The sequence below is a fragment of the Flavobacterium sp. GSA192 genome, from assembly GCF_006386525.1.
Lineage (GTDB): Bacteria > Bacteroidota > Bacteroidia > Flavobacteriales > Flavobacteriaceae > Flavobacterium > Flavobacterium commune.
In genome coordinates, this window is sequence record NZ_VAHC01000004.1 from 61,158 (window position 1) to 74,511 (window position 13,354).

Annotated in this window: 12 protein-coding genes and 1 riboswitch; of the genes, 7 read left to right on the forward strand and 5 right to left on the reverse strand. The window is 33.6% G+C overall.

The features are described 5' to 3' along the window. Positions 1-5 precede the first annotated feature (5 nt). The 3 genes from FDM27_RS09320 to FDM27_RS09330 all read right to left on the reverse strand — a co-directional run bounded on the left by FDM27_RS09320 (position 6) and on the right by FDM27_RS09330 (position 3,457). Positions 6-968, reverse strand: a complete 963-nt coding sequence (locus FDM27_RS09320; protein ID WP_255510508.1) for an alpha/beta fold hydrolase — start codon at positions 966-968, stop codon at positions 6-8. A 71-nt stretch (positions 969-1,039) separates the two neighbouring features. Then, positions 1,040-1,145, reverse strand: a riboswitch (SAM riboswitch). A 174-nt stretch (positions 1,146-1,319) separates the two neighbouring features. Beyond that, positions 1,320-1,526, reverse strand: a complete 207-nt coding sequence (locus FDM27_RS09325; protein WP_140486052.1) for a hypothetical protein — start codon at positions 1,524-1,526, stop codon at positions 1,320-1,322. 656 nt (positions 1,527-2,182) lie between these two features. After that, the gene (locus FDM27_RS09330; RefSeq protein WP_140486053.1) at positions 2,183-3,457 is read right to left on the reverse strand and encodes an O-acetylhomoserine aminocarboxypropyltransferase/cysteine synthase family protein; all 1,275 of its coding nucleotides are present in this window, start codon (positions 3,455-3,457) and stop codon (positions 2,183-2,185) included. 472 nt (positions 3,458-3,929) lie between these two features. Between FDM27_RS09330 and metK the strand changes: the two genes are divergently transcribed. Continuing rightward, a complete protein-coding gene (metK, locus tag FDM27_RS09335; protein WP_140486054.1) occupies positions 3,930-5,180 on the forward strand; it encodes a methionine adenosyltransferase in 1,251 nt (416 codons plus the stop codon). 90 nt (positions 5,181-5,270) lie between these two features. Here the strand turns inward: metK and FDM27_RS09340 are convergent, their stop codons facing one another. Further along, the gene (locus tag FDM27_RS09340) at positions 5,271-5,606 is read right to left on the reverse strand and encodes a hypothetical protein (protein ID WP_255510509.1); all 336 of its coding nucleotides are present in this window, start codon (positions 5,604-5,606) and stop codon (positions 5,271-5,273) included. A gap of 155 nt (positions 5,607-5,761) precedes the next feature. Between FDM27_RS09340 and ubiE the strand changes: the two genes are divergently transcribed. After that, positions 5,762-6,493: a bifunctional demethylmenaquinone methyltransferase/2-methoxy-6-polyprenyl-1,4-benzoquinol methylase UbiE gene (ubiE, locus tag FDM27_RS09345; RefSeq protein ID WP_140486055.1), complete on the forward strand. Its 732-nt coding sequence runs from the start codon at positions 5,762-5,764 to the stop codon at positions 6,491-6,493. A gap of 17 nt (positions 6,494-6,510) precedes the next feature. Beyond that, positions 6,511-7,215 (forward strand): porin family protein, encoded by a 705-nt coding sequence (locus FDM27_RS09350; protein ID WP_071183954.1) that lies wholly within the window; start codon positions 6,511-6,513, stop codon positions 7,213-7,215. 5 nt (positions 7,216-7,220) lie between these two features. Here FDM27_RS09350 and FDM27_RS09355 read toward each other — a convergent pair whose 3' ends face one another. Then, a complete protein-coding gene (locus tag FDM27_RS09355; protein ID WP_140486056.1) occupies positions 7,221-7,952 on the reverse strand; it encodes a TrmH family RNA methyltransferase in 732 nt (243 codons plus the stop codon). Between the two features lie 37 nt (positions 7,953-7,989). Here FDM27_RS09355 and FDM27_RS09360 point away from each other — a divergent pair, with 37 nt between their 5' ends. The 4 genes from FDM27_RS09360 to FDM27_RS09375 all read left to right on the forward strand — a co-directional run bounded on the left by FDM27_RS09360 (position 7,990) and on the right by FDM27_RS09375 (position 13,283). Further along, a complete protein-coding gene (locus FDM27_RS09360; protein WP_140486057.1) occupies positions 7,990-10,539 on the forward strand; it encodes a BamA/TamA family outer membrane protein in 2,550 nt (849 codons plus the stop codon). Between the two features lie 69 nt (positions 10,540-10,608). Beyond that, a complete protein-coding gene (gene fbaA, locus FDM27_RS09365) occupies positions 10,609-11,676 on the forward strand; it encodes a class II fructose-bisphosphate aldolase (protein ID WP_071183957.1) in 1,068 nt (355 codons plus the stop codon). 77 nt (positions 11,677-11,753) lie between these two features. Further along, entirely contained in the window at positions 11,754-12,608 is an 855-nt protein-coding gene (gene accD / locus FDM27_RS09370) for an acetyl-CoA carboxylase, carboxyltransferase subunit beta (RefSeq protein ID WP_071183958.1), read from the forward strand. 84 nt (positions 12,609-12,692) lie between these two features. Continuing rightward, positions 12,693-13,283 (forward strand): hypothetical protein, encoded by a 591-nt coding sequence (locus FDM27_RS09375; RefSeq protein ID WP_071183959.1) that lies wholly within the window; start codon positions 12,693-12,695, stop codon positions 13,281-13,283. The last annotated feature ends 71 nt before the right edge of the window (positions 13,284-13,354 follow it).

A 13,354-nucleotide genomic window follows, 5' to 3' on the forward strand; every position in this document is an offset into this window, starting at 1 on the left:
TGCTACTAAAAAACAGGAGCAAGCAAGTTGTTTAATTGTTCATATTCTATCAGGAAAGCATCATGTCCGTGAATGGATTCTATTTCGTTATAAGAAACATTTACGTTATGCTTTTTCAACTCCTGATAGGTTTCTTTATTCTCTTTTGCGGTAAAAAACAAATCTGAATTGATACCTATGATGTGTATTATTGCTTCTATTTTTGAAGCAAAAACTTCAAAAGAATCACTATTTCTGGTTACATCAATCGTTTTAAGCAATTGATTCATCATTTTATAAGAAGCCAGCTGAAAGCGTTTTTGCAATTTCTTACCATGATGCAACAACCAACTCTCAATATTAAATATAGCTAATTCTTCATTAATGGTTCTGTCAAATTTCATCTTGAAAGATTCCGGAGTCCTGTAACACAACATCGCATGAATTCGGGCATCTTCTATTGGATTAGACGAATTTTTCAAAATTTGCTCTTGCAAAAAACAATTCGCAATCAGCCAATCAGTCGATTTCCAATCGGTTGCAATAGGAATTAAATGCAACGCCAACTTGGGCTCTAAAGCGATCATTTCCCAGGCAATTCCGCCACCTACAGAGCCTCCAATAACGGCATACAATTGCTGAATTTTAAGTTGCTTAACTCCTTCGATAAAAAGCTTTGCAACATCTCTGGCATTAAAATCCAAATAATTTTCTACAATAGTACCATCAAATCCATTTCCGGGAACATTAAAAGCTAAAATGCTGTATTTATTGGTATCAATAGTTTTATTTTCTCCAATTAAATCATTCCACCATCCCGCTGAACCAATAACCTGAGAATTTCCGGTCAAGGCATGATTAACCAAAACAACAGGTGCTGAATTCAATTCAGGACCAAATGACTGGTAACTTAAATTTAAAACAGGGTATAATACACCACTCTCGGTAGTGAAATTTTGAATTATAATGTGATTGGGTTTATTTTCCAATTTCAAATCTTTAAATAGGATTGATTATGGAAATATTAAAAAGAAAGCTCAAATAAACCAGAAGATTTGCATTGTTATCTTTTCCGCCATGGCGGATAGAATGTAGCACCTTCTTCGACAATCGAAGGGTTGCTAAGGCATCATCGGGTCTAATCCCTCGTCCTTTCTTTATAACATTTCAATATGCTTACGAACTTTAAAGTGGCAAAGTAACCACTATTTTTTCAAACAAACAAATTTTGCTGATTATAGATTCAAACCAGCATAAACATAACAAACAAACGCAAGTCATAACTGAACACAAAATCCAGAAATCACCTGCGTTTGAAACCTATATTTACAAAACTATACTTAGATGAACAGTGTTTCATTTTCTTTAGAATACATCATAAACGTTAATGAATTGGCCGCTTTCTTTTGGTCTTTGAAATTTGGATCCAAATTAATCCCAAATCTGGCATTTGTCAATTCTACTCTATTTTCTTTTTTCTCAATGTTAGTACTCCTTATATTCCTTATAAGTTCTAACGCCCTTGTAATCATACTTTTTGTGCTCATGATGTTTGAATTTAATTAATTTAACTTTATTGTTTGTTGTTATTTTGTTTTACTTTTTTCTATAAAAAAACCCTTTTGGAGTATCTACCAAAAGGGTTTATATTATTATAAACGATACTTTTGGAAATCAACAGACCAGTAACTTTGCGCAAGACATAGAGACTGTTGTAAACTGTTTATTTTTCTTAATATTAATAGTAATCATTGTAATTCTTATTGTAATTGAATCTTATTTTAATTATTTGTTTTCTAACAAAAAAGCCTCCTGATTTCTCGGGAGGCTTTTGCTATATTTTTAATCTTATTTTGAATAAAAAAATTAAGCTATCGCACTCCCGCCGATTTCCTTCGCTTTAACCATCGATTTTTTACAAATAATAAAATTCATTTCTTGTTTTTATTTAGAGTCACAAATATACAAATTAATATTTATGACTCATTAATATTTTGAAAAAAATTCCGCTAATTACATTAATTAACAATTAATTATGCTTTTTAACATCATTTTTTGACTCAGACTAAAAAAACAAATCAAAAAAGAGCCTTTTCTCCAAGATAATTTAAAAAATTAACTCCATTCCGCTCTCCTGATTTGATATGTCAAAGATATAACCGAAAACACAATTAAACATTAACCCTGTTTTAAATTAATGTTACTATAAAGTATCGAAAACAGCTTTCAAATCGGCTTTTAAGTCATTGATATCTTCCAAGCCCACTGACAATCGAATTAAATCTTTAGAAACACCAGAACCCAACTGTTGTTCTTCCGATAATTGTTGGTGTGTAGTACTAGCCGGATGGATAATCAAGGATTTAGTATCACCAATATTAGCCAGCAACGAAAACAATTTTGTTTCATCGGCTACTTTTTTAGCTGCATCAAAACCTCCTTTTAATCCAAAAGTAAGCAATCCACTTTGTCCATTAGAAAGATATTGCTGCGCTAAATCATAATATTTACTTGATTTTAATCCCGGATAATTTACCCAGGCTACCTGATTTTGAGATTCTAACCATTTTGCTAACTCCAAAGCATTTTCGCTGTGTCTTTGAATACGCACTGATAAAGTTTCTAATCCCTGAATAATTTGAAACGCATTAAACGGACTCAAAGCCGATCCGTAATCGCGCAATCCTTCAATTCGAACCTTGGCAATAAAAGCTGCCGCTCCCAAAGCATCGTGATACACTAATCCATGATAACCCGCATTAGGAGTCGTAAATTCAAGGAAACGTCCACTGCTCCAGTCAAATGTTCCCGCATCAATAATAGCTCCACCTAAAGAAGTTCCATTACCTGCAATATATTTAGTCAAAGAATGCACAACAATATTAGCTCCATGTTCTATTGGACGCAATAAAGCAGGCGAAGCAACGGTATTATCAACCACTAAAGGCACTTTTAACGCTTTTGCTTCTGCCGAGATTGCTTTTAAATCCAAGACATCTAATTTTGGATTCCCTAAACTCTCTACAAAAAACAATTTTGTGTTAGCTGTGGCAGCTTTTGCAAAATTAACCGCATCTGAAGGATCTACAAAAGTGGTTGTAATTCCTAATCGTGGTAAAGTTGAATTGAACAAATTAAATGTTCCTCCGTACAAACTACTGGATGCTACAATATGATCACCGGCTTTAAGTATAGCCAATAAAGCTGTAAAAATTGCTGCTGTTCCCGATGCAGTAACCACAGCCGCAATCCCTCCTTCTAAAGCAGCCAAACGCTGTTCTAAAATATCATTGGTAGGATTATTTAAGCGCGTGTAAATATAACCCGCCTCGGCTAAACCAAATAAATTAGCCGCGTGTTCCGAATTATTGAATACATAAGAAGAAGTCTGATAAATAGGAACAGCTCTCGTTCCTGCGTGTTTTGTTACGTCATGTCCAGCATGTAAAGCATTTGTTTCAAATTTTAATGTACTCATGTCTATTTTGTTTATTATTAATTATTTAAAAAAAAGCCTCCCAATTTCTCGGGAGGCTTTGCTAAATTTATATTTTCAAGTTTAAGCAATAGTGTACCCGCAGAATATATTCTGTTTCTTGTTACACATCATCGCTTTTACTGTTTTCATTTTCTAAAAATTTGAAATCAAATTTACGTAAGTATTTTTCTAAATTGCAACTATTTTTAAAATAAATTAACATTTAAAACCAAGCAGTTTTTTAAATTAAAAAATTTAGTTCATATTAATTTACATTTCAAAAATGGTTTCATACCTTTGCACCTCAAAATACAAGAGGAAAAATTTGAACTGATTGCAACCTCTTCATAATGAAAGAACTTCATTATGAATACTGAAAAATTTCAGTAGAAAAAAATGCTAAAGCAGAAACCCTCCTTTAGTCTTTTTTGCAATTCTTTTTCCTCGCTTAATTTTAAACAAATTATATATTATGGCCTATTTATTTACGTCAGAATCTGTGAGCGAAGGACATCCAGACAAAATTGCAGATCAAATTTCAGATGCGTTAATTGATAATTTTCTGGCATTTGATGCTGATTCAAAAGTAGCTTGCGAGACTTTAGTAACTACTGGTCAGGTTATTTTAGCCGGAGAAGTAAAATCGAATACTTATTTAGACGTTCAACAAATTGCTCGTGATGTAATCAAAAAAATTGGATACACTAAGAGTGAATATATGTTTGAAGCTAATTCTTGCGGAATTCTTTCAGCTATTCACGAACAATCAGCCGATATCAATCAGGGTGTTGACAGAAAAAGCCCGGAAGAGCAAGGTGCGGGAGACCAGGGAATGATGTTTGGTTATGCTACTAACGAAACTGAAAACTACATGCCATTGGCGTTGGATTTGTCTCACAAACTTTTAATTGAGCTTGCAATTTTAAGACGTGAAAACAACGAAATCACTTATTTACGTCCGGATGCAAAATCTCAGGTTACCCTTGAATACAGTGACGACAATACACCAATTCGTATTGACGCGATTGTAATTTCTACACAACACGACGATTTTGACGAAGAAGCTACGATGCTTGCTAAAATCAAAAAAGACATTGTTGAAATTTTGATTCCGAGAATTATTGCTAAAAACCCAGAGCACGCTCACTTGTTTAACGATAAAATTAACTACCACATCAACCCAACAGGGAAATTTGTAATTGGCGGACCTCACGGTGATACCGGACTTACTGGTAGAAAAATCATTGTTGATACTTACGGAGGAAAAGGAGCTCACGGTGGTGGTGCTTTCTCAGGAAAAGATCCAAGTAAAGTTGACAGAAGTGCCGCTTATGCTACCCGTCATATTGCTAAAAACTTAGTTGCTGCGGGTGTAGCTGACGAAATTTTAGTTCAGGTTTCTTACGCAATTGGTGTAGCTCAACCAATGGGAATTTTTATCAACACTTATGGTAAAGCAAAAGTAAACCTAACTGATGGTGAAATTGCTAAAAAAGTAGAAGCTATTTTTGATATGCGTCCGTATTTTATCGAACAACGTTTAAAATTAAGAAACCCTATCTATAGCGAAACTGCTGCTTACGGACACATGGGACGTACTCCTGAAGTAGTTACAAAAACTTTCTCAGCTCCGGGAGGTGAAGAAAAAACAGTAACTGTAGAATTGTTTACATGGGAAAAACTAGACTATGTTGACCAAATTAAAACAGCTTTTGGATTGTAATTATCCGTTACCCTCATAAAACTAAAGCCATTCGAATCCGAATGGCTTTTTTTAATGCTTTTAATTTGCAACAACAATAAGGAAACGGCTCTAATCTTGAAAAATGATTTGACAAACCAACACCAAATTAGCAAATAATAAACTCATTCCCGAAACAAGAATAATTCTATTTGCAATTTTTCGAGAAAACATCTCAAAAAAACCTTTAATACCAAATACCACAAAGGTAGTAAAGGAAATGAAAATTAAAATTTCCAAAAATAAATTGAATCCTAAGAACGTATTTTGCGCTTCTTTTAAAGTACCGCCTTTGAACAAAACAGCACCGTCAAAACAAATCACAAGAACAAATGATATTGCCAACGCAAAAAACAACCATCTGAGTTGAACCGTTAATTCCTTATTATCCATTGCAAGTAAATTCATTTGGTAAAATTGAGAAAAATTATCTTACACAACAATACCCACTTTCCGTGATTTTTTGAATTAAAAACTCACAAAAAAACAAAACAATAATAATTGAAAATTAATTTCAGTTTCAACTTAAACACCATTATAGTATATTTGTCAAAATTTAAAAAATGTCAAAAAACATCACCCCTTATAAAGACTCTGAATTAGGAAAAAAAGAACAGGTTGCAAAAATGTTTGATACTATTTCCGGAAACTACGACAATCTGAATCGTGTTATTTCTTTTGGCATTGACGTTAAATGGAGAAAAAAAGTTTTAAAAATAGTTGCTAATACAAATCCTGAAACCATATTAGATATAGCCACAGGAACTGGCGATTTAGCTATTTTAATGGCAAATACCAGCGCTAAAAAAATCACTGGATTAGACATCTCGGCAGGAATGCTGGAAGTAGGAGTAAAAAAAATTGCTCAAAAAAACCTATCCAACACTATCGAAATGATTTTAGGCGACTCTGAAAACATACCTTTTGAAGACAATCATTTTGATGCCATTACCGTTGCTTTTGGGGTTCGAAATTTTGAAAATCTGAAAAAAGGATTAGCCGAAATATTACGTGTATTAAAGCCCGGAGGAACTTTTGTGATCCTGGAAACATCAGTACCGGACAAAACTCCTTACAAACAGGGTTATCATTTTTACAGCAACAATATCCTTCCTATTATAGGTAAATTATTCTCAAAAGATAATGTTGCTTACGGTTATTTATCAGAGTCTGCAGCTGCTTTTCCTTATGGTGAAGCTCTAAACAATATTTTAAGAAAAATTGGGTTTATAGATGTAAAAGCAATGCCGCAAACTTTTGGAGTCGCTACCATTTATGTTGCATCTAAACAATAACCTAAGTTGAATTGAAAATGAGAAAAATCGCCGTCTTTAACTTATTACTCATACTGTGTTTAAACGGATATTCGCAGTCTAAAGGTATGTTTAGTAAAGACCCGATTATCAATTTAGAAAATTTTCAAAAACAACGTTTGTATTTTGGCTACTATTTAGGCTTTAACTCATTCGATTTTAAAATAGATTATAAAACAGTAGCCCCTGACATTCAGGTAGAAAAATCTACCGGATTCAATGTAGGCGTTGTTGCCGATTTAAAACTTCAGGAATACATCAATCTTCGTTTTGAACCCGGCTTATATTATACTAAAAGAACACTACATTATCCTAATTTCACAACAGAACTTGATGCCCTTAGAGAAGTAAACAGCACCTATATTCATTTTCCTTTGTTATTAAAATTTTCAGCATTGCGCACAGGAAACATCCGACCATACCTTGTGGGCGGAGTATCAACCACGCTCAATTTATCTGGAAATTCAAAATCCATAGACGATAATGAACAACAAAAATTTAGAGTAAAACCCTGGAGTACCAATTATGAATTAGGATTTGGCATTGATTTTTTCTCGGAATATTTTATATTCTCACCCTCTATTCGTGGCTGTTTTAGCCTTAAAGACGAACTCATTAGAGACAACAATCCTAATAGTCCGTGGACAGGAAATATCGAATCACTTAAAAGCAGAGCCATCTTTATTAACTTTACTTTTCATTAAAATTGCTAAGCTAAATTTCGTTTAAATTCACTTAAAATAATTGCAGTTGCAGTAGCTACATTCAAACTTTCTGTTTTTTGTAAATCGCCAAAACGAGGAATCGAAAGTCGGTTTTTGATTATTTTTTCAATTTCTTCCGAGATACCATTGGCTTCATTTCCCATAATAATGATTCCTTCCTGAGGCAAAATGTTCTTATAAATATTTTCGCCATCCATAAAAGTACCAAAAACAGGCAATTGGGTTTGAGTAATATATTCGGCTAAATCAACATAACTCACATTTACTCTGGTTATAGACCCCATAGTTGCCTGAACTACTTTAGGATTATAAATATCCACTGTTTCTTTCGAACAAACAACTTGTTTGATTCCAAACCAATCGCACAAACGCAAAATAGTTCCTAAATTGCCCGGGTCTCTTATATCATCTAATGCTATAATTAAGCCCGAATTACTAATTTCTTTTTGCTGAGGGATTTTAAAAACAGCCAAACAACTGTTAGGAGTTGCTAGTGCGCTAATTTTTTTCAAATCATTTTCATGGATTAATGATTTTTTAGCAGCGGGAACTTCTTCAAAATCAAACTGGGTAGTATATAAATGCTCTAATTCAAAATTAGACTGCAAAAGCTCCTGAATTAGTTTTACACCTTCAGCAAAAAATAATTGATTGTTAATTCGATACTTTTTTTGCTGTAAACTAGTTATAAGTTTTATTTGGTTTTTACTAACCATAAAAATATGTACTTTTGAATTAAATATTTTAGACCTCTTGAAAAAAATTTCAACAAAAATATCACTATTTATTCTAATAGGAATAATTATATCTGCCTGTAACGCCGAAAAAAGAGTTCCTGACGGCAAACAACTACTTACGAGCAATCAAATTTTAGTCAACGGCAAAAAAACCAACGACGAAGACGTGTCCAACCAATTGTACCAAAAACCCAATAGTAAGATACTCGGTTATCGTTTGCGTTTGAATTTATATAATTTAGCAAATCTAAATCCTGACTCGACCTATCAGGGAAAGTTTACCAACAATCCGGGAAAATACGAGCGAAAAGCAAAATGGCTTTCGGCAAAACAAGTTGATCGGCTCGGACAATCCTTTTGGCATCACGGAATTCATGATTTTTTAAAAAAAACCGGAGAAGCTCCTGTAATTATTGATTCTGTCAAAACACAAAAATCGCTTTCGAGACTTCAATATTATTATTTTAACAATGGTTTTTTTAATGTCGAAGCAAATTTCGAACAGGATACCCTGAGCTTAAAAAGAGGAAGAATAAAATACAATATTACCACTAACAAAGCCTATATTTTAGATTCGATAAAAACCAATATCAGTTCGCCCGACCTGGACTCTTTGTACAATAACAGTAAGCAAAACGCACTTATTAAATCTGGGAATCAATACAAGACAATCGATTTTTCGAATGAAAAAAATCGTATTGCCAGCTATTTTAGAAATCACGGAGCTTATTATTTTCAACCCACAGCTGTTGTTTTTGACATTGATACTATTGGTAAAAAAAACAAAGCCGATGTAACTATAAACATCAGCGACTACAGCTATCAGGACAAAGATTCAACAAAAACAGAATCTTTTAAATTATACAAAATAAGCAGTGTTGACATCTACACCGATTATTTACCTAACACCAGTAAACAAAACATTACCGACAGTATTTCCCATCAAAACTTTAATATTTACAGCCGAGGGAAACTACGCTACAAACCGCACGCCATAACAGATGCTATTTTTATCACTAAAGGAACTTCTTTTGCCGATTACAAAACAGTACTAACATCCAGATACCTTAATAATCTTAAAGTTTTCAATGCTCCGAGCATACAATATGAAGTAGATAAAAAAGACACACTTCACAATTCGCTTATTGCAAAAATTTATTTAACACCCAGAAAAAAATATAGCTTTGGATCATCTGTAGATATCATGCACTCAAACATTCAGGACATAGGAATCTCATTTAGTCCATCATTAACTATTAGAAATATTTTTAACGGTGCCGAAACATTAGAAGTCTCAGTCCGTGCCAATATTGGTTCCTCAAGAGATTTAGCTAATCCTAATAACCAATTCTTCAACGTGTCAGAATATGGAGTCGATTTCAAACTAAATTTTCCAAGAATATTTTTGCCTTTTCCTACCGAGAAAATTATCCCAAAAAGCATGATTCCGTCTACCTTAATAGGTCTTGGTTATGCTACCCAAAGGAATATTGGATTAGACAAAGAGAATTTCACAGGAACTTTTTCATACAATTGGAATCCGAAGAGAAATAACACAGCCCGTTTTGATCTTTTCAATATTCAGTATGTCCGTAACTTAAATTCTCCAAATTACTTTAATGTCTATGGTTCGTCTTATGATGCACTAAATGAAATTGGAAAAACATACAACACCAACCCTGAGTATGTTGACAACAACAATAACTTAAAAATTGAATCGGGAACTAATGGTTTTATCAACGATGTTTTAACAGGAGTAACAAATTTACCTACAAATGATTTTAATGAAGTAAAAAGCATCGAAGAAAGAAGAGTGCGATTAACCGAAAACGATTTTATTCTTGCAACCAACTTTAGTTTTAGCAAAACAACAAAAACAGATTTAGCCGACAACAATTTTTATCTTTTTAAAACTAAAATCGAATCGGCAGGTTCTTTATTATCCTTAATTGGAAATGCTACAAACCTAAAGAGAAATCAAAACGGAAACCGCGAATTATTCAATCTGGAATATTCTGAATACATCAAAACCGAATTTGACTACATCAAACACTGGGACTTAAATCATGAACGAGTTATAGCAGTACGAAGCTTCTTTGGTATTGCAATCCCATTTGGAAATTCTGATTATATTCCGTTTTCCCGAAGTTATTTCTCAGGAGGTTCTAATGACAATAGAGCCTGGCAACCTTATAGTCTCGGCCCAGGAAGTAGTGGCGCAACAAATGATTTTAACGAAGCCAACATGAAAATTGCCATAAGTGCCGAATATAGATTTAAAATTCTGGGCGATTTAAAAGGAGCTTTATTTGCCGATGCCGGAAACATCTGGAATGTTTTTGACAATGTAACTGATGAAAAATCAACTTTTAAGAATTTTTCAAGTTTAAAAGACATCGCATTGGGCTCAGGATTCGGTCTTAGATATGATTTAAACTTCTTTGTCGTTCGCTTTGATTTTGGTTTTAAAACCTATAACCCAGCCGAAGAAACTGCAAAAAAATGGTTTAGAGATTACAACTTTGCCCACTCCGTTTTAAATTTTGGAATAAATTATCCGTTCTAATCCTAATAAATTCTTATTTTTGCGGTCTTAATCTAAAAACAAAAAATCTAACTAAAAACAAAAAACAAAATGGGACACAACATTAAGCCTGGTGTAGCAACTGGTGACCAAGTACAAGAAATATTTAATTATGCCAAAGAAAAAGGATTTGCACTTCCTGCTGTAAACGTTACAGGATCTAACACAATTAATGGTGTACTTGAAACTGCTGCAAAATTAAACGCACCAGTTATCATCCAATTCTCAAACGGAGGAGCACAATTTAATGCGGGAAAAGGACTTTCTAATGCGGGAGAAAAAGCAGCTATCGCCGGAGCAATTGCCGGAGCAAAAAGCATCCACACATTAGCAGAAGCTTACGGAGCAACTGTAATTTTACATACTGACCACTGCGCAAAAAAATTATTACCTTGGATTGACGGTTTATTAGACGCTTCAGAAGAACATTTTGCTGCAACTGGAAAATCATTATTCAGTTCGCACATGATTGATTTATCTGAAGAGCCAATCGAAGAAAACATCGAAATTTGCAAAACTTACTTAGAAAGAATGAGCAAAATCGGGATGACATTAGAAATCGAACTTGGAATTACAGGTGGTGAAGAAGATGGTGTTGACAACTCTGATGTTGACAGTTCAAAATTATACACTCAACCGGAAGAAGTAGCTTATGCTTACGAAGAATTATCTAAAGTAAGTCCAAAATTCACTATCGCTGCTGCTTTTGGAAACGTTCACGGTGTTTACAAACCAGGAAACGTAAAATTAACTCCAAAAATCTTAAAAAATTCTCAGGATTTCGTTCAGTCAAAATTCAACACAGGACATAACCCGGTTGATTTTGTTTTCCACGGTGGATCAGGTTCTACTCTTGAAGAAATCAGAGAAGGAATTAGCTACGGAGTTATCAAAATGAACATTGATACTGATTTACAATTTGCTTTCACTGAAGGAATTCGTGATTTTATGGTAAACAATATTGATTACTTAAAAACTCAAATCGGTAACCCAACAGGTGCTGATGCTCCAAACAAAAAATATTACGACCCAAGAAAATGGTTGCGTGAAGGAGAAGTAACTTTCAACGCAAGACTAGAGCAGGCTTTTGCTGACTTGAACAACGTTAACACACTATAAGTTGGAAGTTAGAAGTTAGAAGTTGGGAGTAATCTTCCAGCTTCCAACTCCTAGCTTCAAACCAAAATTAAAAAATTATGGCTTGGTTTAAAAGACACGAAAAAGGAATTACAACTCCTACCGAACAGAAAATGGACGTTCCAAAGGGACTTTGGTACAAATCTCCAACAGGAAAGATTATTGATGCCGAAGAACTGGAACGTAACTTATTTGTAAGCCCTGAAGATGGTTTTCACGTAAGAATAAGTAGTGCTACTTATTTCGAAATCTTATTCGACAACAATGAGTTTACTGAATTAGACCCAAACATTACTTCTAAAGATCCTTTGAACTTTGTGGATACAAAGAAATATGCAGATCGTTTGAAAGATGTAATGGAAAAAACCAAACTGAAAGACGCTGTGCGTACCGGAGTTGGTAAATCCAAAGGGAAAGATGTAGTAATCTGTTGTATGGATTTTGCCTTTATCGGAGGATCTATGGGAGCTGTAGTAGGTGAAAAAATTGCCAGAGGAATTGATTATGCTATCAAACACAAATTACCTTTTGTGATGATATCAAAATCAGGAGGAGCCAGAATGATGGAAGCTGCTTATTCATTAATGCAATTGGCTAAAACATCGGTAAAATTGGCTCAGCTTTCTGAAGCAAAATTACCTTACATTTCTTTGTGTACTGATCCAACTACAGGAGGAACAACGGCTTCTTACGCTATGTTAGGAGACATTAACATTGCTGAACCTGGTGCCTTAATTGGATTTGCCGGACCTCGTGTTGTTAAAGATACCACAGGTAAAGATTTACCGGAAGGTTTCCAAACTGCTGAATTCCTTTTAGAACACGGTTTCCTTGACTTTATCACGCCAAGAAAAGAATTAAAAGACAAGATTAACTTGTATATTGATTTGATTCAAAACAACGAAATTAGATAATTTTCGAATTGCTATAAATACAAAATCCCATCCCGATTGCTATCGGGATGGGATTTTTTTTATCTTTAATTCAAATCTTCGAATATGAAAAGAATAATTATAGGCTTTATGATTTGTTTGCTTTTTTGGAATTGCAATAAAAAGAAAGAGAATAAAGAAGTAAACATACTTTATATAATTTCTGAAAAAGACAAAAAGTTTTTGACTCATTTACAAAAACAAAATATACCTCCACCCTTACCTGAATTTTATTTTCATAATCAAATAATTATAGATAAAAATGGCGATTTCTATTTTTATCAAAAAGAAGCTATCCCGTGGCATTGCATCGAATCAGAAACAGACACAATTCCTGACTTTATTAATCTCAAACCCATTGAAATCATCAAAATACCTAATAATAGCTGCGTAGACTTTATTAAACTAAACATTTCCAACAAGGCGGAACGTCAAAGACAAATTATTATCGCATCTGAAAAAGACACTATTAACAATATGAATTTCAATAAAATATTAACATTTTTAAACAATTCCCTATCAAGTAAAATAGACGCTTTTAAAATAAGGAGAACGACACAAGAAGAAGATACTGTTCTAAAATACAAGAAAAACAATGAATATTATTTTTCAGATAGCATCAAATGGGATAAAACTAAAATCAAATTTTATAAATAAAAAACACCCCATACCAACATACAAATCTCTCGAAATAGGACGAAATTAAATCATGAGATTGCTTCGTTCCT